This is a genomic window from Streptomyces sp. NPDC033136, from assembly GCF_055578235.1.
This window is the reverse complement of the sequence record NZ_JBVIPD010000014.1, coordinates 14483-37682: the sequence shown is the minus strand read 5'-3', so window position 1 is coordinate 37682 and position 23200 is coordinate 14483. Positions and strand designations below refer to the sequence as shown.

Here is a 23200-nt window from a genome sequence, read left to right as displayed (position 1 = left end):
CGCCCTGTCGTCAGTGATGGAACCCGGTCGCCGCGCCCTTGTCCACGGTCAGCGGGCGCGGCTGCCGGCGCAGGTCCGGCAGCAGCCGCTCCAGGTCCTGCGCGAGCAGTTCCGCGAGGTCGGCGGAGAAGCCGTTGCGGCACACGATCCGCAGCACGGACAGGTCCTCCCGGTTCGGCGGGAAGGTGTACGCGGGCACCAGCCAGCCGCTCTCGCGCAGCCGCCGGGACACGTCGAAGACGTCGTACGCCGTGACGTCCGGCGCGGTCGTGAAGGCGAACACCGGCAGCTGGTCGCCCCGGGTCAGCAGCCGGAAGTCGCCGAGCGCCTCGACCCGCCCGGCGAGCCCCGTGGCCACGTCCCGCGCGGCCTGCTGCACGGCCCGGTAGCCCTGCCGGCCCAGCCGCAGGAACGTGTAGTACTGCGCCACGACCTGCGCGCCGGGCCGGGAGAAGTTCAGTGCGAACGTCGGCATGTCGCCGCCCAGGTAGTTCACCCGGAACACCAGCTCCTCGGGCAGCGCGTCCGCGTCCCGCCACAGGGCCCAGCCGACGCCCGGGTAGACCAGCCCGTACTTGTGCCCCGAGGTGTTGATCGACGCCACCCTCGGCAGCCGGAAGTCCCACACCAGGTCCTCGTCGAGGAACGGCGCGACCATCGCGCCGGACGCTCCGTCCACGTGCACGGGGATGTCGAGCCCGGTCCGCTCCTGGAGCGCGTCCAGCGCCGCGCACAGCTCGGCGACCGGCTCGTAGGACCCGTCGAAGGTCGAGCCCAGGATCCCGACGACACCGATGGTGTTCTCGTCGCACAGTTCGGCGGCGGCCTGCGGGTCCAGGTGGAACCGCTCGCCCTCCATGGGCACGAGCCGGGCCTCCACCTCCCAGAAGGTGCAGAACTTGTCCCAGCACACCTGCACGTTGACGCCCATCACCAGGTTGGGCCGGGCCCCGGGGTAGCGGTCGGCGTTGCGTTTCGCCCAGCGCCGCTTCAGCGCCATCCCGGCGAGCATGCACGCCTCGCTCGACCCGGTCGTCGAACACCCCACGGCCGCGGCCGGGTCGGGCGCGTTCCACAGGTCGGCGAGCATCGCCACGCAGCGGCGCTCCAGCTCGGCCGTGCGCGGGTACTCGTCCTTGTCGATCATGTTCTTGTCCCGGCACTCCGCCATCAGCACCCCGGCCTCCGGCTCCATCCAGGTGGTGACGAAGGTGGCGAGGTTCAGCCGGGCGTTGCCGTCGAGCATCAGCTCGTCGCGGACCAGCTGGTGGGCGGTCGCCGGGGCCATGGGCTGGTCCGGGAGCCGGTGCGTGGGCGGGGCCTCGGCCATGTCGCCGACCGGGTTGGCGGGGCCGTAGAACGGGTTGACGGACAGGCGGTCTTCGCCGGACTGACGGGGTCCTTCGTTGAGCGGCAAGGGAGCCTCCAGGGGTCGGTGCGGAATCGTCGGGGTCAGCGGACCGGTGTGCCGTCCTGGCGCAGCTGCATCTGCGGCCGGCCCGTGACCAGCAGCCAGGCCGGCAGCGAGGCGACGCAGAGCAGGGCGAGGATCCCCGGCGACGCGACCAGCACCGCGGCGACGAACAGGCTGATCCAGCCCTGCCGCGTGATCGCCAGCAGCATCCCGAGCACCCCGGCGGACACCCCCACCGAGGGATGCACACCGGACACCAGGGCGTGCGCGCACAGCCCGAGGGCGGTGCCGGCGAACACGGCCGGGAAGATGCGCCCGCCCCGGAACCCGCAGGACGCCGCGACGAGCAGCGCGGCCAGCTTCACCACCGTCATGACGGCGAACTCCCCGGCCGACCAGCCGTCCGGGTCGTGTGCCAGCTCGGCGATCTCGTCGAGCCCCTTGAACAGCGTCAGATGCCCGCCCAGGGCCGCCAGGGCGCCGAGCACGACCCCGCCGGCCGGGAGCATCAGCATCGGGTGCCGCAGCCGCCGGAAGGCGCCGTGCACGTAAGGGAAGGCCCGCACGGCGCACATGCCGAGCAGCGCGCCCGCCGCGGCGACCACGACAGCCGCCAGCAGGTCCGTCCAGCCCGGCCGGCCGAACGAGGGCAGGTTCAGGTCGAAGCTCGGGTGGTCGATGAGGACGGCGGTCAGGGAGCCGGCCGCGGCGGCGGTCAGCGGGGCGAAGAGGTTGTCCCACAGCAGCCCGCGCGTCTCCTGCCGGGCCAGCACCTCGGAGATCACCAGGGCGGCCGCCACGGGCGTGCCGAACAGGGCGCCGATCGTCGCCGCCTCCGCCAGTGCCGGCCAGATCCGGCCCGGCGCCCGGGGCAGGGCCCGGCCGCCCAGCCAGACCGCCAGGCCGACGTTCACGGCGATGATCGGATTCTCGGGTCCCAGGCTCGGCCCGCCGGCCAGCATCAGCGCGGTCACCAGCAACAGCCCGGGCAGCACGACGGGCGGCAGGACGGGCGCGTCCAGCCCCAGGGTGGCCGGGTCCGGGCCCGCGTGCCCCGGCACCTTCCACACCACCAGCCCGACCGCGACACCGGTCGCGACGAGCACCGCGAACATCCACGCCACGGAGTACCGGCCGATGCCCAGGGCGTCCGGCACGCTCTCCCACAGCACGCCCTGGAGCTCCTCGGCGGCGACCTCCACCCCCACCAGGAGCAGGCTGGACATCACGCCGACGGTCACGGCGGGCAGGATCGACGGCAGCAGCACGCGCGCGGGGGTCGCCGGGGTGACGGAGGGCGCCTGCTGCTCGGTGTCCTGGACCACGGGCACACGATAAAGGGATCAAAGGGAACAAACCGGAAACACGCTTGCACCTCACGTTGCGTGAGGCCCCACCGTGAAGCACGGAAGAAGAAGGGAGCGGAAGTGAGCTACTCCGTGGGACAGGTCGCGGGCTTCGCCGGCGTCACGGTGCGCACGCTGCACCACTATGACGACATCGGTCTGCTCGTCCCGAGCGAGCGCAGCCACGCGGGCCACCGGCGTTACGGCGACGGCGACCTCGACCGGCTGCAGCAGATCCTGTTCTACCGGGAGCTCGGCTTCCCGCTCGACGAGGTCGCCGCCCTGCTCGACGACCTGGCCAGTGGACAAGCTGACCCGCGCGCACATCTGCGCAGGCAGCACGAGCTGCTGACCGCCCGGATCGAGAAGCTGCGGAAGATGGCGGCGGCCGTGGAGCACGCCATGGAGGCACGCACGATGGGACTCAACCTCACGCCCGAGGAGAAGTTCGAGGTCTTCGGGGACAAGGACCCGGAGCAGTACGCCGACGAGGTGGAGGCGCGCTGGGGCGACACGGCGGAGTACGCCGAGTCGCAGCGCCGCGTCGCCCGCTACACCAAGGAGGACTGGCAGCGGATCCAAGGCGAGGCCGCCGACTGGGGCGAGCGCTACGGCGCCCTGATGGCCGCCGGCGAACCACCTGCCGGCGAGGCGGCCATGGCCCTGGCGGAGGAGCACCGGCAGCACATCTGCACGTGGTTCTACGAGTGTTCCTACGAGCTGCATTGCTGCCTCGGCGAGATGTACGTCTCCGACGAGCGCTTCAAGGCGTTCTACGACGCGATGCGCCCGGGCCTCGCCGAGCACTTGAAGGACGCGATCGCCGCGAACACGGCGCGTCACACCTCCTGATCCCCGGCCCGGGGGTGGCTCACTCCCGGGTCAGGACCACCGCCGTGCCGTACGCGCACACCTCGGTGCCCACGTCGGCCGCCTCCGTCACGTCGAAGCGGAACGCGAGCACGCCGTTGGCACCACGCGCGCGTGCCTGTTCGACGAGTCGCTCCATGGCCTGGTTGCGGGTCTGCACGAGGGTCTTGGTGAGCCCGCGCAGTTCGCCGCCGACCATCGACTTGAGCCCGGCGCCGATCTGGCTCCCCAGGTGCCGGGAGCGCACGGTCAGGCCGAAGACCTCGCCGAGCACCTCCTGCACGCGGTAGCCGGGTACGTCGTTCGTGGTGACGACGAGGACGTCGGGCTGGGGGCCCTGTCCACCGCCGTATTCATCGATGCCCATGGGTCACAGCTTTGACCGGGACGGCCCACAGTGCATCCTGAGTACCCCATGGAACCTGGGTCGTGACGGCTGCGTTGATACTTTGAGGCAGTCAGCCCCAGCCCGTATCCCACAGCAGCAGGAGCCACATCCCCGTGACCACGCTTGCGCTCGGCCCCGAGTGGCTCAGCCCGGACTATCTGATCTCGACGTTCAGCCTGCCCGGCATTCTGCTCATCGTCTTCGCGGAGTCCGGCCTCTTCGCGTTCCTGCCCGGCGACTCCCTGCTGTTCACAGCGGGCCTCTTCGTCGCGCAGGGCAAGTACATCACCCAGCCGCTGTGGCTGGTCTGCACGCTGATCGTGATCGCCGCCGTCGTCGGTGACCAAGTGGGCTACACGATCGGCAAGGTCCTGGGCCCGAGGCTCTTCAACCGTCCCAACTCCAGGCTCTTCAAGCGGGAGAACCTGGACAAGGCCCATGACTTCATGGAGAAGTACGGCCCCAAGGCGATCGTCCTGGCCCGCTTCGTCCCGATCGTGCGCACCTTCACCCCCATCGTCGCCGGCGCCGGCCGTATGAAGTACCGCACGTTCCTCACGTACAACGTCATCGGCGGCATCGTCTGGGGCACCGGCGTCACCGTCGCGGGCTACTGGCTCGGCCAGATCGACTTCATCAACAAGAACGTCGAGTCGATCCTCATCCTGATCGTCCTGCTCTCCGTCGTCCCGATCATCGTCGAGTACCTCCGGGACCGCTCGAAGAAGAAGCGCGCGGCGGCCGGGGCTCTCGCGCAGGAGCAGCAGCCCCCCGTCATGGACGACGCGACGACCCAGCTCCGCCGCATCACCCCGGACGACCAGCCGCCCCACCAGCAGCCTCCGTACAACAACCAGAACGGCTACAACGACCAGCAGTACTACGGCCAGTACCCCCAGGCCCCGGGCTACGGCCAGCAGCAGCCGGGCTACGGCCAGCAGCAGCAGGGCGGCGGCCGGCCGCAGCCGTACGGCACGCAGCAGCAGGGCGGCGGCCGGCCGCAGCCGTACGGCACGCAGCAGCAGGGCGGCGGCCAGCAGCCCTACAACGGCGGTTACTGAACCGGCATTCCCGGGGGCGCGGGGAACCGCGCCCCCCACCGGCCCACAGCCGCCAACGGACGCCAGGCCCCGAGCCCCAGGGGCGCCGGTCCCTAGAAGCCCCTGGTCCGCTTGGCGGCTCGCCGCTTCTCCGCGGATCCGATCCGCAGGAACATCCGCGAGATCTCGGACCCCAGATTCACTCCGATGGCGATGGCCATGGCGAGCGCCACCGCCTTGGACAGCGACACCAGCCCCTGGTCGATCTCGCTCTGCGCGATCGCCAGCAGGCCGAAGTACGTCGCGGAACCCGGCAGCAGGGGCCCGATCGCCGCGGTCGTGTAGGGCAGCGCGGAAGCGAACTGGTACCGGGACAGCAACTGCCCGAACAGCCCCACCAGCCCCGCGGCCGCCGCCGTGGACGCCACCGGCGAGATGTCGCCCGCGTAGTGCATCGCTCCGAAGACGATCCAGGCGACGCCTCCGTTGAGCGTCACCCACACCACGGTGGACCGTTCCTGCTGCAGCAGCACCGCGAACGACAGCGACAACAGCATCGACGCGCCGATGAGCAGCAGCGGATCGTCGGAGACCCCGAGCGCCGCGTCCGGAGTCAGCCGCGCCCCCAGTTGCACACCGAAGTACAGCACCAGCAGCACACCCGCGACGATGCCCACGAAGAAGTACAGGACCTCCAGCAGACGCGCGGACGCGGTGATGTAGAACCCGGTCAGCCCGTCCTGCACCCCCGCCACCAGCGCCCGCCCGGGCAGCAGCGCGAACAGCCCACCGGTGATGACCGCGGACGCCTTCACCTCGACATGGCTCAGCGTCAGCGCGACCCCGATCGCGGCCGGCGGCATCGCGGCCACCGTGAACTGGTAGAACTCCGGCAGCCCGCGCCCCGCGCACAGCCACGCCAGCCGGTCACCGAGCATGGCGCCCAGCGCGGCGGCGACGAACACGATCAGGCCACCGCCGACGAGCACCGAGGCCGCACCCGCGAGCAGTCCGCTCGCCCCGGTCAGCGCCCAGCCGGGATAGGGGTGCCGGTTACGGCGGATCTCCGCGAGCCGCCGGTAGGCCTCCTCCAGGGAGACGGCCGTCTCGCCGTCGCTGAGGTCGTCCACCAGCTGGTACACGGCCGCCAGCCGCGTGTAGTCGGTACCCCGGCGCCGCACGGTCCGCGACGCCGTGACCGGGTCGTCGACCAGCGACGGCTGGTACGAGATCGCCAGCAGCGTGAAGGTGACGTTGGGCTCGCAGCGGTCCAGGCCGTAGGACCGGCAGACGGCGAACATCGCCGCCTCCACGTCCTCGGCGCCCTCACCGCCCGCCAGCAGCAACTCGCCGATACGCAGCGTCAGGTCTAGCACGCGCGGCACCGCGGGCCCCGCCTCGTCGCCGCCGCGCTGCGCGGTCTCCGGTGCCGGCCGCTCCGCCACCGGCATGCGCAGCATCGTGCGCATCCGGTCCTGCCAGGGCACGTCCTTGGTCAGACTGACCACGGGGATCCCGGTCGGCGGCGTGAAGGCCGACAGTCCCTGCTTCGCGCTGTACGTGCTCGGCGGCGTGAACGCCGAGCCCTCCTGCTCCGCGGAGGGCGCCGAGTGGACGCCCAGCCCCTCCGGCACGGCGAACTCGGACGTCGTCTCGGACTCCGTGGCGACCGTCCTGTGGACGGCCAGCCCTTCGGGGATCGCGAACTCCGACGTCGTCGACATGTCCCCGTCAATGGCAGCCCCGGGCGGCGGCAGAAAACCGCTCCTCGCCTCGTCCGACCTCGGCTTGCGGTCCTCCGCGTCCTTCACTGCCTGGCGCTCCCTGTACGACACGTCAGCCTCAGTACCCTCCCCAGCCTCAGTATGCGCACATACAGGCGAACGGGCCGCACACGCAGGCGTGCGGCCCGTGAACATCAGAAGAGGTCAGTGACCGCCCTGCTCCTTGTAACGCTTGTAGGAGCGCTCGATCTCGATCTCGGCGTCCGTACGGCCCACCCAGTTGGCGCCCTCGACCGACTTGCCGGGCTCCAGGTCCTTGTAGACCTCGAAGAAGTGCTGGATCTCCAACCGGTCGAACTCCGACACGTGGTGGATGTCCCGCAGGTGCTCCACACGCGGGTCCGTCGCCGGCACGCACAGCAGCTTGTCGTCGCCACCTGCCTCGTCCGTCATCCGGAACATGCCGATCGCACGGCACTTGATCAGGCAGCCCGGGAACGTCGGCTCGTCGAGGATGACGAGGGCGTCCAGCGGGTCGCCGTCCTCGCCGAGGGTGTTCTCGACGAAGCCGTAGTCGGTCGGGTAGGCGGTCGAGGTGAAGAGTCGCCGGTCCAGGCGGATACGACCGGTCTCGTGGTCCACCTCGTACTTGTTGCGCGAACCCTTCGGAATCTCGATCGTGACGTCGAACTCCACCGGTGGCTCCTCCATGATCAGCACATAGTTCTGGTGGTTAAGTGTCCCTCACGCAGGTGTGTGATCGCGAAAGGGGCTGGTGGTCGTGCCAGAGCTGAGGCCTTGGCGGGCCGCGAGACCGCATGTGGTGCGGATCGCGGGTGCCGTACGACCGTGCCTGGCCCGGGCCGCGGCGGCCGCGAAACCGCAGGTCGCGCGGCTCACCCGAGCCGCGAAACCACGTGTCGCGCGGCTCACCCGAGCCGGGAAACCGCGGGTCGCGCGGGTCGCACGGCCGAAGACCTGGCAGTACACCGCGGGCGCCGCCACCGCCGGACTCGCACTGACCGCCGGTGTGGTGACCGCCGCCGGTCCCTGGGACTCCTCGGGTCAGCGTACGGCCGAGCGGGACCGCGCAGTGGCCCTGGACCGCCCGGGTGGCACAGATCACGGCAGGGCTCCCGGCGCGCCCGGCCGGCCCCGGCCCGCCCCCAGCGCCGGGCCCGTGCTGACCGGCCTCGGCGGCGTCAGCACCGTGAAGTCCGCCCCGGACGGCAAGGCCCTCGCGGACGCCCTCGGGCCCCTGCTGAAGGACCCGGCGCTCGGCCCCCGGCCCGCCGCGGCGGTCGTCGACGTCACCACCGGCCGGCGCCTGTTCGCCGCCGCCTCGGACACCGCGCTCACGCCCGCCTCCACGACGAAGATCGCCACGGCCGTCGCCGCGCTGGCCGCGATGGGCGCCGACCACCGCCTCACCACGCGTGCCGCGCTGGAACCCGACACGAAGGAAGTCGTCCTCGTCGGCGGCGGCGACCCCACGCTCACGGCCCGCGAGAAGGCCCAGGGAGGTCTGGCGAGCCTGCGCACCCTGGCCGCCGAAACGGCCGCCGCCCTCGCCGAACGCGGCGTGCGCGAGGTGATCCTGTCCTACGACACGACCCTCTACGCGGGCTCCGCGACGCACCCGATCGGGGAGAACCCCAATCTCGCCCCGGTCACCCCCCTGATGGTCGACGAGGCCCGCACGAACGACTCGACGAGCGGTCCGGCCGAGCGCGTGAAGGACCCGGCGGCGGACGCGGCCCGCCGCTTCGGGGACCTGCTGACGTCCCACGGCATCAAGACCACCGCCCCCGGCCCGTCCAAGGCCACGACCCGCGCCGAGACCCTCGCCGCGGTCTCCTCGCCCCCGCTCTCGGCCCTCGTCGAACGCATGCTCACCCACAGCGACAACGACATCGCCGAGGCCCTCGCCCGCCAGACCGCCGTCGCCACCGGCAACCGGGCCGACTTCGCCGGCGCGGACAAGGCGATCAGCTCCCGGCTGCGCGCCCTCGGCCTCCCGCTGAAGGGCGCCGCCTTCAAGGACGGCAGCGGCCTCAACCGGGCCGACCGCCTGACGCCCGACCTCCTCACCGCCCTCCTGGCGAAGGCGGCCGACCCGGCCCACCCCGAACTGCGCCCGGCCCTCACCGGCCTGCCCGTCGCCGGCTTCACCGGCACCCTGACCGCCCGTTACACGGACGGAGCATCCGGCGTGGTCCGTGCCAAGACCGGCACCCTGACCGGCGTGAACACCCTCGCGGGCACCCTGGTCGACGAGGAGGGCCGGCTGCTGGCCTTCGCCTTCATGGCCACGGAAACGGACCCGGGCAACGCGGCAGCGACCCAGAAGGCCCTGGACAGGGTGGCGACGGCCCTGGCGGCGTGCGGCTGCAGGTGACGGGCGGGCCGCCGGACGCCCTCCAAAGCCGCCGGCCCCTCGCCGCCCTGCCCCAGTGGCCGGCGCTCACGTACGGTTGACGCATGACGAGCATCGGTGGTGCTTCAACCGGCATGGTCGACTGGAATCTCGCGGTGGCGACCGCGACCCGGCTCGTACGGCCGGGCCCCGAGGTCAGCCGCGACGAGGCGAGGGCCGTCGTCGCGGAACTGCGCCGGCATGCCAAGGCCTCGGAGGGACACGTCCGCGGCTTCACCCGGCTCGGCACCGAGGAGGGGCACGACACCCCCGTCCTCGTCGTCGACCGCCCGGGCTGGATCCGCGCGAACGTCGCCGGGTTCCGGGAGATCCTCCGGCCCCTGCTCGACAAGATGCAGGAACGGCGCGGCGACACCCCCGGCGGCGCGGTCATGAGCGCCGTCGGCGGCAAGGTCACCGGCGTCGAACTCGGCATGCTGCTGTCCTTCCTGGCCTCCCGCGTCCTCGGCCAGTACGAGACCTTCGCCCCCGCCGGCCGCGAACTCCCGGGCGGCGGAAACGGCGGCGGCCGGCTCCTGCTCGTCGCCCCGAACATCGTCCACGTGGAGCGCGAACTCGACGTCGCCCCGCACGACTTCCGCCTCTGGGTGTGCCTGCACGAGGAGACGCACCGCACCCAGTTCACCGCCGTGCCCTGGCTGCGGGACCACCTGGAGGGTGAGATCCAGTCGTTCCTGGCGGAGACCGACGTCGACCCCATGACCGTCCTGGAGCGGGTCCGGGAAGCCGCCCAGAGCTTCGCCGGGGGCCGCCCCGAGGCCGAGCAGGACGACGACGGCCGCTCCCTCGTGGAGATCGTGCAGACCCCCGCCCAGCGCGAGATCCTCGGCCGTCTCACGGCCGTGATGTCCCTGCTGGAGGGCCACGCCGACTTCGTGATGGACGGCGTCGGCCCGGCCGTCGTGCCGTCCGTCGGCGAGATCCGCGAGAAGTTCCAGCAGCGCCGCGCCAAGGGCGCCTCCCGCCTCGACCTGGCCCTGCGCAAGCTGCTCGGCCTGGACGCCAAGCTCCGCCAGTACCGGGACGGCGAACGCTTCGTACGGGCCGTGGTCGACGAGGTCGGCATGGACGGCTTCAACCGCGTGTGGACCTCGCCCAACACCCTCCCCACCAAGACGGAGATCGCCAAACCGGCGGACTGGATCGCACGGGTGCATCGCAAGGCCGAGTAGTGAACACGGCGGGCAGGTCGTGAAAGGAAACCGGCCTACGGCAGGCGAACGCCCCTCCAATCACCCGTCCGAGGGACCGTGAGGCAGGGGTAGGCGTGCGATGCTCGGGGAACGGCCCGTTTCTGTCACCATCTACACACTCTGCGTGACAGGCCCTCGGGCTCACCCCCCGAAAACTTCATGAAGGGAACCGGACATGGGTCCCCATCCTGCGGTCGCGGCGATACGCCTGGCGGTCCGCCGCGTCCTCCACGACCTCCTCACCGAACACCACCGCACCCCCGCCGCACTCCCGCACGCCCCCTCACCCGAGCTTCCCCCGGGCTCCGGGCCGCACTCGGGCAGCGCGGTGCCCCCGTCCCCGCCGCTCGTGCTCGTGGCATGCTCCGGCGGCGCCGACTCGATGGCCCTCGCCTCCGCCCTGGCCTTCGAGTCGCCCAAGCTCGGCATCAGGGCCGGAGGCGTGACCGTCGACCACGGCCTCCAGCCCGGCTCCGACGCACGCGCCGCGGAAGTCGTCCAGCGCCTGCGCGAGCTCGGCCTCGACCCCGTCGACTCCGTCGCCGTCACCGTCGGCCGTGCCGGCGGACCCGAAGCCGCCGCCCGTGACGCCCGCTACGCCGCACTCGACACCGCGGCCGAATGCCACGGCGCCGCCGCCGTCCTGCTCGGCCACACCCGCGACGACCAGGCCGAAACCGTCCTGCTCGGCCTCGCCCGGGGCTCCGGGATCCGCTCCCTGTCCGGAATGGCCGCGGTCTCGGGGGCCGGCGGCCGTTACCGCCGCCCCTTCCTGGGACTCGACCGGCAGACCGCCCGCAAGGCCTGCATGGTCCAGTCCCTGCCCGTCTGGGACGACCCCCACAACGCCGACCCGGCCTACACCCGCTCCCGGCTGCGCCACGAGGGCCTGCCCGCCCTGGAGAAGGCACTCGGCAAGGGCGTCGTGGAGGCCCTCGCCCGTACGGCCCAGCTCTCCCGTGACGACGCCGACGCCCTCGACTCCTGGGCCGCCCGGGCCGAGGCCACCGTCCGCGACGCCGCCGGGCTCCTGGAGTGCGCCAAGCTCTACGCCCTGCCGCCCGCCGTACGCCGCCGCATCCTGCGCCGGGCCGCCATCGCGGCCGGTTCCCCGGCCGGATCGCTGTTCGCCCGCCACATCGAGGAAGTCGACCGGCTGATCACCGGCTGGCGCGGTCAGGGAGCCATCAACCTCCCCGGCAGGGTCGTGGCCCGGCGGCAGGGTGGCAGACTGGTGATTCGGCAAGGCTGACGCACGGCCCCTCCCAGCAGTCGGGAGGAGGGGCCGCAGCCGGTGGGACGACCGAAAGTGATGCGGGTGGACGCGAAAGACATGGGTGCCGACCTCCAGCAGGTGCTCATCACCAAAGAAGAGATCGACGCCAAGCTGGCCGAGCTGGCAGCGAAGATCGACGCGGAGTACGCGGGCAAGGACCTGCTGATCGTCGGAGTCCTCAAGGGCGCGGTGATGGTCATGGCCGACCTCGCCCGGGCGCTGTCCACCCCCGTCACCATGGACTGGATGGCCGTATCCTCGTACGGGGCGGGCACCCAGTCCTCCGGTGTGGTGCGGATCCTCAAGGACCTCGACACCGACATCAAGGGCAAGCACGTCCTCATCGTCGAGGACATCATCGACTCCGGCCTGACCCTGTCCTGGCTGCTCTCCAACCTCGGCTCGCGCGAGCCCGCCTCCCTCAAGGTGTGCACGCTGCTGCGCAAGCCCGAGGCCGCGAAGGTCGCCATCGACGTGGAGTGGGTCGGCTTCGACATCCCCAACGAGTTCGTCGTGGGCTATGGCCTCGACTACGCCGAGAAGTACCGCAACCTCCCGTTCGTCGGTACGCTCGCGCCCCACGTGTACGGCGGCTGAATTCCCGGCCGGGGTGCCGTGACGGTGATCGGGAACCCCAGCGGGCTTCGCGCCGTTGGAGCATGCGTAGACGGATCGCCAGCCGCACCGCGCAGCTTCAGGTGACAATGCTGGGGTACCGTCCGAAGAACAGTCTTTTATCAAACTCACTATGGCAGGAGGGACGGGGCGGCACCGCTCCGTATGGATGGACGTGAAGCGATACTTCCGTGGGCCGGTCATGTGGATCGTGCTGGCCGTCCTTGCCGTGGTCGTGTTGATGCAGGTCGTCGGCTCGTCCGGCGGCTACAAGACGGTGGACACCGGCCAGGTCGTCCAGGCGATCAACCAGAACAAGGTGGAGTCGGCCAAACTCACCACCGGTGACGAGCAGATCATCAAGATCACGCTCAAGGGCGACGAAAAGATCGAGGGCAGCTCGAAGATCCAGGCGAGCTACATCGGCGACCAGGGCGTGGACATCGCCAACACGCTGCAGAACAAGTACCAGGACAAGCAGATCTCGGACGGCTACACGGTCTCGCCGTCCAAGCAGAACCCGTTCGTCGGGATCCTGCTGTCGCTGCTGCCCTTCGTGCTGATCGTGGTCGTGTTCCTGTTCCTGATGAACCAGATGCAGGGCGGCGGCTCCCGCGTCATGAACTTCGGGAAGTCCAAGGCGAAGCTCATCACCAAGGACACCCCCAAGACGACGTTCTCCGACGTCGCCGGTTCGGACGAGGCAGTCGAGGAGCTCCACGAGATCAAGGAGTTCCTCCAGGAGCCGGCCAAGTTCCAGGCCGTCGGCGCCAAGATCCCCAAGGGCGTCCTGCTCTACGGGCCTCCCGGCACCGGCAAGACCCTGCTGGCGCGTGCCGTCGCGGGCGAGGCCGGCGTGCCGTTCTACTCGATCTCCGGTTCCGACTTCGTCGAGATGTTCGTCGGTGTCGGTGCCTCCCGGGTCCGTGACCTGTTCGAGCAGGCCAAGGCGAACGCCCCGGCGATCGTCTTCGTCGACGAGATCGACGCGGTCGGCCGCCATCGCGGCGCCGGCCTCGGCGGCGGTCACGACGAGCGCGAGCAGACCCTGAACCAGCTGCTCGTCGAGATGGACGGCTTCGACGTCAAGGGCGGCGTGATCCTCATCGCCGCGACGAACCGGCCCGACATCCTCGACCCGGCGCTGCTGCGCCCCGGCCGCTTCGACCGGCAGATCGCCGTCGACCGCCCGGACATGCAGGGCCGTCTGGAGATCCTCAAGGTCCACCAGAAGGGCAAGCCGGTCGCCCCGGACGTCGACCTGTCGGCCGTCGCCCGCCGTACGCCCGGTATGACGGGTGCCGATCTGGCCAACGTGCTGAACGAGGCGGCCCTGCTGACGGCCCGCAGCGACCAGAAGCTGGTCGACAACCACATGCTGGACGAGGCGATCGACCGTGTGGTCGCGGGCCCGCAGAAGCGGACCCGGATCATGTCGGACAAGGAGAAGAAGATCACCGCGTACCACGAGGGCGGACACGCTCTGGTCGCGGCGGCCTCACCGAACTCCGATCCCGTCCACAAGATCACGATCCTGTCGAGAGGCCGGGCCCTCGGCTACACGATGGTGCTGCCGGACGAGGACAAGTACTCGACCACGCGCAACGAGATGCTCGACCAGCTCGCCTACATGCTGGGCGGCCGCGCGGCCGAGGAGCTCGTCTTCCACGACCCGACCACGGGTGCCGCGAACGACATCGAGAAGGCCACCGGTCTGGCCCGCGCGATGGTCACGCAGTACGGCATGACCGAGCGCCTCGGCGCGATCAAGTTCGGCGGGGACAACACCGAGCCGTTCCTCGGGCGTGAGATGTCTCACCAGCGCGACTACTCGGAAGAGGTCGCCGCGCTCGTCGACGAAGAGGTCAAGAAGCTCATCGAGACCGCGCACAACGAGGCGTGGGAGATCCTGGTCGAGAACCGCGACGTGCTCGACAACCTGGTCCTGGCCCTCCTGGAGAAGGAGACGCTGGGCAAGGAGGAGATCGCCGAGATCTTCGCCCCGATCGTCAAGCGCCCGCCGCGGCCCGCCTGGACGGGCTCCTCGCGCCGTACGCCGTCCACCCGCCCGCCGGTCCTCTCCCCCAAGGAGCTGGCCCTGACGAACGGGGCGAACGGCGCGACGCCGGCCATCAGCACCGCGAAGAGCACCGTGGCGGAGCCCGCCCCGGCGCCCGAGCGGACCCCGGAGGACCGCCCCGAGAGCTGACCGACGCTCTCCCGGCGGCCCACCGGCCCCGGAATGGATGCCGCGCCCCCCAGGTTTTAGCCTGGGGGGCGCGGCTTTTCCGCCATGAGGACACAGGAACGAGGCACCAGATGACCGACCCCGTGACGCTGGACGGTGAGGGCAAGATCGGCGAGTTCGACGAGAAGCGCGCCGAGAACGCCGTCCGCGAACTCCTGCTCGCGGTCGGCGAGGACCCGGACCGCGAGGGCCTCCGGGAGACGCCGGCGCGCGTGGCGCGGGCGTACAAGGAGATATTCGCGGGCCTGTGGCAACAGCCGGAGGACGTGCTGACGACGACGTTCGATCTCGGGCATGACGAGATGGTGCTGGTGAAGGACATCGAAGTCCTGAGCTCGTGCGAACATCACCTCGTGCCCTTCGTCGGAGTCGCCCATGTCGGCTACATTCCGTCTGTCGAGGGCAAGATCACCGGCCTCTCCAAGCTGGCGCGGCTCGTCGACGTGTACGCACGGCGTCCGCAAGTCCAGGAACGACTGACCACGCAGATCGCCGACTCCCTGATGCAGATCCTGGAACCGCGTGGCGTGATCGTTGTGGTCGAGTGCGAGCACATGTGCATGTCGATGCGCGGGGTCCGGAAGCCGGGCGCGAAGACCATCACCTCGGCGGTCCGCGGTCAGCTGCGTGATCTGGCCACCCGCAATGAGGCCATGAGCCTGATCATGGCGCGCTGACGACCGCGGCGAAGCCGTCGACCGGGATCACCGGATCACCGGATCACCAGGTCACCGGGTTCACCGGGTCACCAGCAGCCTGTGCACGGGGCATACCGCCCGTCAGCCCTGGAGAGCGGGGGCGGGGTCACACCGTCGGTGCCGCCCCCGTGCCGTCGTTCTCGTCGTCTTCCGGGAGTTTGCAGACCCGCTCCAGGAAGATCGCTGCCGCTATGACGCCGATGCCCGCGAGGACCGAGAAGCCGGCGTAGACGGCCTGGTCGCGGCGGGCGGGGATGTCGAGGGATTCCAGAAGGAAGACGCCGGTGCCGCCGTACATCCCGGCGACCAGGGCGGCGACCAGGGCGCTGGCCTGGCCGAAGACGACCGCGCGGGCCGCCATCATGGGGTCGACGCCCTTGGCGTCGGGCAGCCGCTCGCGCTGGGCCTTCAGCCGGGCGCGGAGCGAGAGCGCCGTGGCCAGCAGGACCACGGCGATCAGGGCCAGGACGATCGGGGCGGCCACGGGGACGCTGGGGAGCGTGCCGAGCGAGTTCCACAGGCGGGCGCCCGCCCAGGACAGGACCCCTGCCACGACGAAGACGCCGGCCAGCAACCTGATGCGCAGCTCTTTCACGGTGTCCCTTCGGTTCCCCCGGCTTCGGCCCGGTTCGTGGCCGTCTCGACCTTAACGGCTACTCGGGCAGCCGGAGTTCCAGATCCGCGCGGGGCGCGACGCCTTCCCGGGTGACGGCGTCCAGCAGTCCGGCGACCGGGCCGCGGCCGGGGAGCTGTGCCTCGGGGTCCAGGTCGTGCCAGGGGGCCAGGACGAAGGCGCGTTCGTGGGCGCGGGGGTGGGGGAGGGTGAGCTGCGGGTCGTCGGAGACGACGTCGGCGTAGGACACGATGTCGACGTCGAGGGTGCGGGGGCCCCAGTGCTCGTCGCGGACGCGGTGGAAGGCCTCCTCGACCGCGTGGGCGCGCTCCAGCAGCGAGGACGGCGGGAGGCTGGTCTTGAGGACCACGACCGCGTTGAAGTAGGAGGGCTGGCTGCCCGGGTCCACGCCCCAGGGCTCGGTCTCGTAGACCGGGGAGACGGCCTTGATGCGGACGCCGGGGGTGTCCCCCAGGGCGTCGACGGCACCCTGGAGGGTCTCCAGGCGGTTGCCGAGGTTGGAGCCGAGGGCGACCACGGCCCGTTTGGGATTGCTGAGAGTGGTGTCGGCGGCGTCGACCTTGTCGACGACGGAGGCGGGCACCGGCTGAACGGTCGGGTCGCTGGGACCCTTGAGGAAGGGCGCGGTCATAGTCGGCTCCGGGTGATGGTGACGGTCACGTCGTCGAAGGGGACGGTGATCGGGGCGTCCGGCTTGTGGACGCACACCTCGACCTCCTGGACCTCCTCGTGCTTCAGACAGGCCTGGGCGACGCGCTCGGCGAGCGTCTCGACGAGGTTGACGGGCTCGCCCTGGACGACGGCCACGACCTCCTCCGCCACGATGCCGTAGTGCACGGTCTTCGCCAGGTCGTCGTCGGCCGCGGCCGGGCGGGTGTCCAGGCCGAGGACGAGGTCCACGACGAAGGTCTGCCCCTCCTCGCGTTCCCTCGGGAACACACCGTGGTACCCACGGGCCCTCAGGCCGCGCAGCGCGACACGATCCACGCGAATCACTCCTGCAATCGTCGGTCTCGGCCGGGGGTGCCGCGCGGCGGCACACCGGCCTCGGTCGAATCTACCTGCGGGCACGGACGGGGCCGGGCCAAGGGGGTGGGGGGGACCGGCCGGGCCCGTCAGGGTTCATCCGGTGTTTCCCCTGGGAACCCGGTGGCTCACAGGCTGGTATCCGCCCGTACCCGCGGGTCGGTGATTCCAACCACTTACCGGATTCCCATCACTTATCGGATTCCAGCCCCTTCCTGGTGAGTACCCACTCAGGCGGGGGTGTCGTCCTGCTCGTCCTCGTCGGCTTCAGCCAGAACGGGGGAAGCGTGGTGCGACCAGATCTTCCACCCCTGGGGCGTGCGCCGGTACACGTTGGTGGCGACCACGAGCTGGCCGACGAGCGGGCCGAGCTCCTCGTCGCCCTCGGGGGCGGGGCCGCCGCTGAGGATGTTCTCGGTGCAGGTCACGAGGGCGGTGTCGCCGGTGACCGAGACGTGCACGTCGGTGAGGATGAACTGGATGTAGTCGGTGTTCGCCATGATCAGGGCGTACGACCTGAGGACCTCGCCGCGGCCCGTGAGGACGGGCCAGCCGGGGTGCACGCAGGAGACCACGCCGGTGTCGGCCGGGTCGTGGTAACTCTCGTCGACGCCGAGGTCGGAAGGGGTCAGCCAGAGCGACGCGAGTTCCTCGAAGTCGCCCCGTTCCAGCGCCTCGTAGAAGGCGGTGTTGGCGGCCTCGACCTGCTCGACGTCGGTGTGGGGGGCGCTCACCGGGTTCCTTCTGCGCCGGTGCGTGCGCCTTCGACGGCGCGTGCGACGCGTACGGCGTCGGCCGAGGCACGTACCTCGTGCACGCGGACGGCCCACGCGCCGGCCTGCGCCGCGAGGGCGGAGACGGCGGCGGTGGCGGCGTCGCGTTCGCGGGCGGGCGGGGGCGGGCCGTCGGGGCCGGCCAGGACGCGGCCGAGGAAGCGTTTGCGGGAGGCGGCGACGAGCAGGGGGTGGCCGAGGGCGAGGACCCGGTCGAGGCCCGCGAGGAGGGCGAGGTCGTGTTCGGCGTCCTTGGAGAAGCCGAGGCCGGGGTCGACGATGACGCGGTCGGGTGCGATGCCGCCCGCCAGGACGAACTCCACGCGCGCGTGGAGTTCGTCGACGACCTCCGTGACGACGTCGGCGTACTCGCCGCGGATGTTGCCGCCCTGGAGGAAGCCGCGCCAGTGCATGACGACGAAGGGGGCGCCGGCGTCGGCGACGGCGGGGATCATGCGCGGGTCGGCGAGGCCGCCGCTGACGTCGTTGACGAGGGCGGCGCCGGCCGCCAGGGCCCGTTCGGCCACGGAGGCGCGCATGGTGTCGACGGAGACGGTGACGCCCTCGGAGGCCAGGCCGCGGACGACGGGGACGACGCGGCGCAGTTCCTCGGCCTCGTCCACGCGGGTGGCGCCGGGCCGGGTGGACTCGCCTCCGACGTCGACCAGGTCCGCGCCCTCGGTGACCAGGTCGAGGCCGTGTTTGACGGCGGCCGTGGTGTCGAAGAAGCGGCCGCCGTCGGAGAAGGAGTCGGGGGTGACGTTCACGACCCCCATGACCGCGCAGCGGTCCCGTTCCGGCAGGCCCGGCACGCGCCCGCGTCCGCTCTGGTTGCTCATATGTTCAGCGTAGGCCCCGGCGGGGGCCGTCCGGCGCTCCGGCCCGGGAGACGGCCCGTGCGAGCCCCGGGGGAGGGCTCGGGTCAGGCCGCTCGGATGGTGCGTTCCGTCGTCGTGCCGTGGGCGCTCGGGCGGCGGCCGGCCGGGCCCCCACGGCGCAGGGAGCGCGGCAGCGGCAGGGCGAGGTTGACGAAGCCCTCGGCCTGCATGGCGGCGAAGCCGATGCGGGGCAGGTCGGCGGAGGCCCGGTAGACGACGAAGCGGGGCTCCCAGCGCGGCTGGAACTTGGCGTTGAACTTGTACAGGGACTCGATCTGGAACCAGCGGGAGAGGAAGACCAGCAGTCCCCGCCAGGCGCGCAGCACCGGTCCGGCGCCGATCTTCTCGCCGCGGGCCAGCGCCGAGCGGAACATGGCGAAGTTGAGGGAGACGCGCGCGATGCCGAGCTTCGGGGCGGCCTGGAGGGCGGCCACGATGAGCAGTTCGTTCATGCCGGGGTCGGCCGAGCGGTCGCGGCGCATCAGGTCGAGCGAGGCGCCGTCGGTGCCCCATGGCACGAAGTGCAGGACGGCCTTCAGGTCGCCGTAGGGGCCGGGGTGTTCGTCCTGCTTGTGGGCGGTGGCGATGAGGCAGTCGCCGTCGGCGGGGTCGCCGACGCGGCCGAGGGCCATGGAGAAGCCGCGCTCGGTGTCGGTGCCGCGCCAGTCGTCGGCGGCGAGCCGGATGCGCTCCAGCTCGGCGTCGCCGAGGTCACGGACACGTCGTACCCGGGTTTCGTAACCGGCGCGCTCGATGCGCTTGACCATCTGGCGCACGTTGCGCATCGCGCGGCCGGCGAGGGAGAAATCCTTGACGTCCACCACCGCCTCGTCGCCCAGTTCCAGGGCGTCGAGCCCGGTCTCGCGGGTCCACACCTCGCCGCCGGTCTCGGAGCAGCCCATGACGGCGGGGGTCCAGGAGTGGGCCCTGGCCTCGTCCATGAACCGTTCGATGGCGCCGGGCCAGGCCTCGACGTCGCCGATGGGGTCGCCGCTGGCGAGCATGACGCCGGAGACCACGCGGTAGGTCACGGCCGCCTTGCCGCTGGGGGAGAAGACGACGGCCTTGTCGCGGCGGAGCGCGAAGTGGCCGAGCGAGTCGCGGTGGCCGTGCCGCTCCAGCAGGGCGCGCAGCCGGGACTCGTCCTCCTCGGTGAGGTGTGCGGCGGGGTGCTCGGGGCGGAAGGCCAGGTAGATGGTGGTGATGGCGGTGAGCAGGCCGAGCGCGCCGAGCGAGAAGGCGACGGTCCAGGAGGTGTTGCCCTGGTAGTCGACGGGCCCTTCGAGGCCGAAGAGGCCGTAGATGACGTGGGTGAGGCGGTCGGCCAGGCTGGGGTCGCCGAGCATGCGTCCGGAGTGGACGCTGACGATGAGCAGGCCCAGCATGAGCGAACCGGCGCTCATGAGGACGAAGTTGGCCAGCGCCCGCCAGCGGCTGCGCGGGTCGGGCAGGGCGTCGAACTGGTCGCGGTGGCACAGCAGGGGCGCCAGCAGGGCCAGGGAGATCAGGACGCCGGCGATCGAGTGCCGGTAGGTGAACTGTGCGACGGCACCGGCCGGGAGCAGGGCCACGGCGGCCCGCCAGGCCCGGCGCTTGCCGCGCTTGAGGCCGTGGGCGAGCAGCAGCAACAGCACGCCGGTGCTGAGGGAGAGGGCGGCCGCGAACGGGCCTAGCGCGCCGGGCAGTACTTCGGCGATGGCGTGCATCCGGCTGTGCCGGAAGCGGGGGAAGACGCCCGCGGCGATGTCCAGCACGCCCACGAGGGCGCAGGCTCTGCCGACGAGGAGGGGGACGGCCTCGGGGCGCGGCCCGCGCAGGATACGGCTCATACGGCCAAACCGGCCCAAACGGCCCAGTCGGTCCGTGCGGGCCTTACCGCTTCGGCGGCTCGGAACCTCACCCGACATTTCCTCATCTGTCCTGACAGACATCGCATCCCGTAGTTCCGCGAGAGACCTTGGATCCGGTGCCGATTCGGGCATCCGGCGACATTGCGCCCTCTAGGACGGTGTCTTGGGGAGGGAGGTTCACTCCCCAGGTCAAAGCCGCTTCAAAGGCCGAGGAAAGTCCGGGGCAAGCCCTTGCGAAGGTATGCTCGCGGGGCGCCGCCGGACGGAGAGCGCGAGCAGGTAACCAACGCATGGGTCTCACGAGCAACAAGGTGCTGGCGCTGGCGGTGCTGTCCGCCGTGCTGCTGTTCGCCGGCACGGTCTGGCTGTGGCCGCGGCTGGCCCGGCGCGGCCGGCGGGCGGTGTGCGGGCGCGTCGGCCTGCTGCTGGCCACGCAGGCGGCGCTGTTCGCGGCGGTGGGCCTGGCCGCCAACCAGGCCTTCGGGTTCTACGCGAGCTGGGCGGACCTGTTCGGGCAGGAGAAGGAGCAGGGCGTGGTCGTCGACCACACACCGGGCGAGGGGCCGCTGGAGGTGGTCGGCTCGCGGCGGGTGCCGGGAGCGGGCGGGGCGCGGCCTCAGAGCGGCGGCCGGGTCCAGCAGGTCGACATCGTGGGCCGGACGACCCGCATCGCCACGCCCGCGTACGTCTATCTGCCGCCGGAGTACTTCCAGCCCCGGTACCGCACCCACAGGTTTCCCGCGGCCGTCGTGCTGACCGGTTACCCGGGCACGGCGTCGGCGCTGGTGGAAAAGCTCCATTACCCGCGCACGGCCCTGGAACTGGCCCGTGCGGGCCGGGCGGAGCCGATGATCCTCGTGATGCTGCGGCCGACGGTGGCGCCGCCCCGGGACACGGAGTGCGTCGACATCCCGGGCGGTCCGCAGGCCGAGTCGTTCTTCGCGAAGGATCTGCCCGACGCGTTGCGCACGCACTACAGGGTGGTCCGAAAGCCGGGCGGCCTCGGCATCATCGGCAACTCCACGGGCGGCTACTGCGCGTTGAAGATCGCCCTGCACCATCCCGGCGTGTATGCCGCCGGGGCGGGTCTGTCCGCGTACTACAAGGCGCCGATCGACGCCACGACGGGAGATCTCTTCCAGGGCGACAAGGGGCTGCGGAATCGGGCCGATCTGTGGTGGTACCTCGCGCACATGCCCGCCCCGGACACGTCCCTGCTGGTCACCAGCAGTAAGAGGGGCGAAACCAACTACAAGGACACCCTCAGGTTCATAGAGCGGGTGAAGGACACCGGGCGGACGCGGATCTCGTCGATCATCCTCGAAAGCGGCGGACACAACTTCAACACCTGGCGGCGCGAGATTCCGGCGGCGCTGGAGTGGATGAGCGGCCGGCTATCGATGAGCGGGTGGCCGGACGACCGCTGAGAATGATCTTGGGAATGGTCCCGGCAATTGACCGAAGGGGCGATTCCGGTTCTTCCCGAGTTCTGATGCCGTGTGAGTCCCTTGGTATGGCTTTGTTTTTGCGGGGTGACTCACCATGATTCGCCTACGCGCGGTAAGTTTCTGGCCATGCCACGTGGACGTCATCGCCATTCCCCGCCCTTGCACAGGCTGCTGCCCCCGTCGGCGATCGCAGGCGTCTCCCTCGTCTGCGCCCTGGGGCCCTGGCTGTTCACGGAGCCGACGGTGCTCCGCGGTCTGGCCGCGGCCGCCGCGGCGACGGCGGTCACCGGTGCGGTCGTACTCCGCCGTTGGGACACCCAGGCGGGCAAGCGCGTCGCCGACCTCACGCGCGCGCGTGCGAGCGACGAGTGGCGCTTCGAGGAGCGGGTCGCCGAACTGGAGGCCGACCTCGAGGAGTCCCGCGAGCTGCGCGGGAAGCTGGAGCAGCGGCTGCGCGCCAAGCGCACGGAACTGGCCGGGCTGCGCAACGAGCACGCCGCGCTGCTGCGCCGGTACGCCACGTCGGAGGCCGAGCGGGCGAGCGTCCTGGAGGAGCGCCGGGTACTCGAGATAGAGGCGACGGCTCCGGTGCGGGCGGCGCTGCCCGCCGGGGCGCCGGACGCGTCGGCCGCCGCGGGTGCTTCGCCGGAGCCGGGCGGGGCGCCTGCCGCTCTCGCCGTCGAGGAGGAGCCCGCGGTTCCCGCCGTGTTCTCGCCCGAGGGCTCCCGGCTGTTCCTGCGGGCCGCGGCCGCACTTGCCCGGTTCGACGGCGAGACGGTTCCGGACCCGGACGGCGGCGGCGACGGCGACGGCGTACCGAAGGGTGATGACGCGGAGCCCGCGCAGGAGTCGAAGCAAGACTCGAAGCAGGAGCAGGCGGAGCAGCGGGAGCAGTCCCCGGAGGACGAGCCGCAGGGGCAGTCCGAGGCGGTCGGCGGGCACGAGCACGCGACCACCGCCACCGCCGCGCGGACCGAGACCGGGCAGTTCCTGGAGCCCGCCCGGACCGCACAGGCGGCGTCCGGCCACTACACCGTGCCGACCGCCGTGGCCGTAGCGCCGCAGCCGCCGGTGCGACGCCCGCTGACCGAGGGCGGGTTCGACTTCTTCGGCACCAAGCAGGGCACCTCACGGGCGGCCCTGGAGGCCGTGCAGAACGAGGACCTCGCCGACGTCGTCGGCCAGGAGGCCCTCGCCCTGCACAAGGCCGAGACCGAGGCCCGGTTCAAGCCGGCGGACGAGGAGTCGCGCGGGATCGGCCAGGTCATCGACCTGACTGCGCACGACGAGACCGAGCACATCGATGTGCAGGGGCTGCGGAGCGCGGTTTCCTGACCCTCGG

21 protein-coding genes are annotated in these 23200 nt (G+C 71.3%); 10 read left to right on the top strand and 11 right to left on the bottom strand.

The annotated features are described in order from the left end of the window. Window positions 1–10: 10 nt before the first annotated feature. Both ACZ5TL_RS24470 and ACZ5TL_RS24465 read right to left on the bottom strand, forming a co-directional pair. On the bottom strand, window positions 11–1417 hold the full coding sequence (locus tag ACZ5TL_RS24470) for a glutamate decarboxylase (RefSeq protein ID WP_468592350.1): 1407 nt from the start codon (window positions 1415–1417) through the stop codon (window positions 11–13). 35 nt (window positions 1418–1452) lie between these two features. Beyond that, on the bottom strand, window positions 1453–2739 hold the full coding sequence (locus ACZ5TL_RS24465) for an ion channel protein (RefSeq protein WP_468592349.1): 1287 nt from the start codon (window positions 2737–2739) through the stop codon (window positions 1453–1455). A gap of 102 nt (window positions 2740–2841) precedes the next feature. On the opposite strand from ACZ5TL_RS24465, the gene ACZ5TL_RS24460 reads away from it, so the two are divergent. Continuing rightward, the gene (locus ACZ5TL_RS24460) at window positions 2842–3612 is read left to right on the top strand and encodes a MerR family transcriptional regulator (RefSeq protein ID WP_468592347.1); all 771 of its coding nucleotides are present in this window, start codon (window positions 2842–2844) and stop codon (window positions 3610–3612) included. A 19-nt stretch (window positions 3613–3631) separates the two neighbouring features. Here the strand turns inward: ACZ5TL_RS24460 and ACZ5TL_RS24455 are convergent, their stop codons facing one another. Then, a complete protein-coding gene (locus ACZ5TL_RS24455) occupies window positions 3632–3997 on the bottom strand; it encodes a YbjQ family protein (RefSeq protein WP_468592345.1) in 366 nt (121 codons plus the stop codon). Between the two features lie 134 nt (window positions 3998–4131). Between ACZ5TL_RS24455 and ACZ5TL_RS24450 the strand changes: the two genes are divergently transcribed. Continuing rightward, complete coding sequence (locus ACZ5TL_RS24450; protein WP_468592344.1) at window positions 4132–5079, top strand: DedA family protein; 948 nt, start codon at window positions 4132–4134, stop codon at window positions 5077–5079. A 92-nt stretch (window positions 5080–5171) separates the two neighbouring features. Here ACZ5TL_RS24450 and ACZ5TL_RS24445 read toward each other — a convergent pair whose 3' ends face one another. Together ACZ5TL_RS24445 and ACZ5TL_RS24440 are read right to left on the bottom strand one after the other, a co-directional pair. Next, window positions 5172–6869, bottom strand: a complete 1698-nt coding sequence (locus tag ACZ5TL_RS24445; RefSeq protein ID WP_468592561.1) for a threonine/serine exporter family protein — start codon at window positions 6867–6869, stop codon at window positions 5172–5174. Between the two features lie 117 nt (window positions 6870–6986). Beyond that, on the bottom strand, window positions 6987–7478 hold the full coding sequence (locus tag ACZ5TL_RS24440; RefSeq protein WP_468592342.1) for an inorganic diphosphatase: 492 nt from the start codon (window positions 7476–7478) through the stop codon (window positions 6987–6989). Window positions 7479–7557: 79 nt separating this feature from the next. Between ACZ5TL_RS24440 and dacB the strand changes: the two genes are divergently transcribed. From dacB to folE, 6 genes are all read left to right on the top strand, one after another. Continuing rightward, on the top strand, window positions 7558–9180 hold the full coding sequence (dacB, locus tag ACZ5TL_RS24435) for a D-alanyl-D-alanine carboxypeptidase/D-alanyl-D-alanine endopeptidase (protein ID WP_468592341.1): 1623 nt from the start codon (window positions 7558–7560) through the stop codon (window positions 9178–9180). A gap of 83 nt (window positions 9181–9263) precedes the next feature. After that, entirely contained in the window at window positions 9264–10391 is a 1128-nt protein-coding gene (locus tag ACZ5TL_RS24430; protein ID WP_468592339.1) for a zinc-dependent metalloprotease, read from the top strand. A gap of 196 nt (window positions 10392–10587) precedes the next feature. Beyond that, window positions 10588–11664, top strand: coding sequence for a tRNA lysidine(34) synthetase TilS (tilS, locus tag ACZ5TL_RS24425; protein ID WP_468592338.1), 1077 nt, complete (start codon window positions 10588–10590; stop codon window positions 11662–11664). A gap of 60 nt (window positions 11665–11724) precedes the next feature. Then, complete coding sequence (gene hpt / locus ACZ5TL_RS24420) at window positions 11725–12285, top strand: hypoxanthine phosphoribosyltransferase (RefSeq protein WP_094057060.1); 561 nt, start codon at window positions 11725–11727, stop codon at window positions 12283–12285. 187 nt (window positions 12286–12472) lie between these two features. After that, a complete protein-coding gene (gene ftsH, locus ACZ5TL_RS24415) occupies window positions 12473–14512 on the top strand; it encodes an ATP-dependent zinc metalloprotease FtsH (RefSeq protein WP_468592336.1) in 2040 nt (679 codons plus the stop codon). 110 nt (window positions 14513–14622) lie between these two features. Beyond that, window positions 14623–15228: a GTP cyclohydrolase I FolE gene (gene folE / locus ACZ5TL_RS24410; RefSeq protein WP_468592335.1), complete on the top strand. Its 606-nt coding sequence runs from the start codon at window positions 14623–14625 to the stop codon at window positions 15226–15228. A 127-nt stretch (window positions 15229–15355) separates the two neighbouring features. Here the strand turns inward: folE and ACZ5TL_RS24405 are convergent, their stop codons facing one another. From ACZ5TL_RS24405 to ACZ5TL_RS24380, 6 genes are all read right to left on the bottom strand, one after another. Then, the gene (locus ACZ5TL_RS24405) at window positions 15356–15844 is read right to left on the bottom strand and encodes a DUF3180 domain-containing protein (RefSeq protein WP_468592334.1); all 489 of its coding nucleotides are present in this window, start codon (window positions 15842–15844) and stop codon (window positions 15356–15358) included. A 58-nt stretch (window positions 15845–15902) separates the two neighbouring features. Continuing rightward, entirely contained in the window at window positions 15903–16514 is a 612-nt protein-coding gene (gene folK / locus ACZ5TL_RS24400; RefSeq protein ID WP_468592332.1) for a 2-amino-4-hydroxy-6-hydroxymethyldihydropteridine diphosphokinase, read from the bottom strand. Continuing rightward, window positions 16511–16870 (bottom strand): dihydroneopterin aldolase, encoded by a 360-nt coding sequence (folB, locus tag ACZ5TL_RS24395; RefSeq protein ID WP_468592331.1) that lies wholly within the window; start codon window positions 16868–16870, stop codon window positions 16511–16513. Before folB ends, folK begins: the two co-directional genes overlap by 4 nt. Before the next feature lie 269 nt (window positions 16871–17139). Continuing rightward, window positions 17140–17643 (bottom strand): nuclear transport factor 2 family protein, encoded by a 504-nt coding sequence (locus ACZ5TL_RS24390; RefSeq protein ID WP_468592330.1) that lies wholly within the window; start codon window positions 17641–17643, stop codon window positions 17140–17142. Then, on the bottom strand, window positions 17640–18521 hold the full coding sequence (gene folP, locus ACZ5TL_RS24385; protein WP_468592329.1) for a dihydropteroate synthase: 882 nt from the start codon (window positions 18519–18521) through the stop codon (window positions 17640–17642). Before folP ends, ACZ5TL_RS24390 begins: the two co-directional genes overlap by 4 nt. Before the next feature lie 83 nt (window positions 18522–18604). Beyond that, a complete protein-coding gene (locus ACZ5TL_RS24380) occupies window positions 18605–20467 on the bottom strand; it encodes a phosphatidylglycerol lysyltransferase domain-containing protein (RefSeq protein WP_468592328.1) in 1863 nt (620 codons plus the stop codon). Between the two features lie 233 nt (window positions 20468–20700). On the opposite strand from ACZ5TL_RS24380, the gene ACZ5TL_RS24375 reads away from it, so the two are divergent. Both ACZ5TL_RS24375 and ACZ5TL_RS24370 read left to right on the top strand, forming a co-directional pair. Next, the gene (locus ACZ5TL_RS24375) at window positions 20701–21837 is read left to right on the top strand and encodes an alpha/beta hydrolase (protein WP_468592327.1); all 1137 of its coding nucleotides are present in this window, start codon (window positions 20701–20703) and stop codon (window positions 21835–21837) included. Window positions 21838–21984: 147 nt separating this feature from the next. Next, on the top strand, window positions 21985–23193 hold the full coding sequence (locus ACZ5TL_RS24370; RefSeq protein ID WP_468592326.1) for a hypothetical protein: 1209 nt from the start codon (window positions 21985–21987) through the stop codon (window positions 23191–23193). Window positions 23194–23200: the final 7 nt, after the last annotated feature.